At 72.9% G+C, this 1903-nt stretch carries 2 protein-coding genes; both read left to right on the top strand.

Annotated elements, in window-relative coordinates:
- The first annotated feature begins 98 nt into the window (after positions 1-98).
- Positions 99-593: a class F sortase gene (locus tag AC2W7A_RS12050; RefSeq protein WP_485991549.1), complete on the top strand. Its 495-nt coding sequence runs from the start codon at positions 99-101 to the stop codon at positions 591-593.
- 140 nt (positions 594-733) lie between these two features.
- Positions 734-1903 (top strand): DUF305 domain-containing protein (locus tag AC2W7A_RS12045; RefSeq protein WP_485991548.1); only part of this gene is annotated, 1170 nt, incomplete at its 3' end.

The raw sequence follows: 1903 nt of genomic DNA, 5'->3' as shown, positions 1-1903 counted from the left end.
CGCCGTCGTCGTCTTCGGCGCCCGCCGAGACGGGGGAGCCGGCACCGGAGCCCACGCCCACGCCCGCCGTCTCGTCGAGCGGCCCGCCGCCGGCCCCCATGGACGAGATCACGGCGGCCCCGGTGCACGTGGACGTCTACCACGACGGCGAGCAGTACATCGGCGCGCAGGTCGTGCCGGAGCACCGGGACGAGGAGGGGGAGCTGAACCCGGAGCCCCAGCACGTGGGCTGGTACGCCCCGCCGCAGTGGGGCACCACGCCCGGCGAGATGTCCTCCCACCCGGGAATCCTCACCGGGCACGTCATCCACTCCGGTCTCAAGGACGTCTTCTACCGCCTCGAGGAGACCCGCAAGGGAGACCTGGTGGTCGTCACCTATGCGGACGGCACCCAGGCGAGGTTCACCCTGGACTCGGACCCGGTGCAGATGGACAAGCAGGACCTCATCCACGCCCCGGAGTTCGACTGGGCGTGGGAGCTGGACGAGCCCGGGCGGAAGGTCACGCTGATCACCTGCGAGCTGGTCCCGGGCTCCGGCATGACCGGCCATTCTGTGGACAACTGGGTGGTCCAGGCGACCCGCGTCGCCTGATCCGCAGGGCCGCGGACCGGGCGCGCCGTTTCCCCCGGGAGGGTCGTACGACGTACCGTTTCCCCTGTACGGCGGCGCGTCCGCCGAGGAGGCCCGGCACGGATCCGCCCGGCCCCGCCAGCCCGAGAGGAAGCCCCGTCATGCAGCAGTCGAGCCCCCGCACCGCCCTCCGCCGTCCCCTCCGGACGATCGTGGTCGGCCTGGGGTCGGCGGCGCTCGCACTGGGCCTCACCGGATGCCTGGACAGCGCCGAGTCGGCACGGGAGCGTGCCGCCCAGGCCACGGCCACCGCGTCCGAGGGCGGCCTGCCCTCGCCGAGCCCCACGCAGGACTCGGAGCGCCGCCAGGACATCGCGTTCGCCTCGGCGATGGTGAAGAACCTGCACCAGTCCGTGGAGTACTCGGAGATGCTCCTGGACAAGGGCGAGGGCGTGGACGAGGAGGCCCGCCGGGTGGCGGCCGCGATCACGGACCGACGCCCGGACCTGATCGACCGGCTGACCGGTATGCTCAACGAGTGGGGCGTGGCGACCGAGGAGGAGGCCGCGGAGGTCGCCGAGGCCAACCCGACGCCCACCTCCAGCGGCTTCGCCACGGGACCCACCGAGGAGGAGCTCGAGGAGATGAACCGGCAGGCCGCTGAGGCCCGCCGCGCCGGCCTGCTCACCTCCGAGGAGAAGCGCGCCCTGGAGGCCGCGTCCGTGGAGGACGCCGGCCGTGTCTACCTGCTCCAGATGCACCGCCTGCACTTCGGGTCGGTCATGATCGCGGACACCGAGGTGGAGGACGGGAAGGACGACGCCGCGAAGGACCTGGCCGGCGACATCGCCGACGACCACCGCCGCGTCATCGACGACCTGCAGAACCTGCTCGGAGAGGGCGAGATGGGCGCGATCATCGGCGGCAGCCGTGATCACGAGCCGAACCCGAAGAGCGCCCCCGAGTCCATCAACAACGACGACGGCCCGGTCACCTTCAAGCCGGATCCGGTCGAGCCCTCCCCGTCCGAGGACGAGGAGGACCGCGACGCCGTGACGGCGACGACCCGTCCCCGTCGCCGAGCCCGGCCGACACCAACGCCCCGCGCGACGGCAACGGTGACGACAACAACAGCGACCGCAACGGCGGGGACGACGAGGGCGACCGCAGCGACGACGGCAACAACAGCGGCGCTGGCGACAACGGCGACAACGGCAACGACGGCGGCGAGGCCGACCCGAGCGACGACTGAGCAGTCCGGCCGCGCCCGGCGGCCACAGGCCACCACACCAGAGGCCGCCACGGGCCCGCACCGACCTGAGGCGCGGGGC

This window comes from Micrococcus sp. LASM2_SD2 (assembly GCF_057364565.1).
Note: the sequence above shows the minus strand (reverse complement) of the source record. Positions and strands in the feature narration are given on the sequence as shown.

Excerpts from the sequence above, each read along its gene's own strand:
- AC2W7A_RS12050 (WP_485991549.1), top strand. The coding sequence starts at position 99 with ATGGACGAGATCACGGCGGCCCCGGTGCACGTGGACGTCTACCACGAC.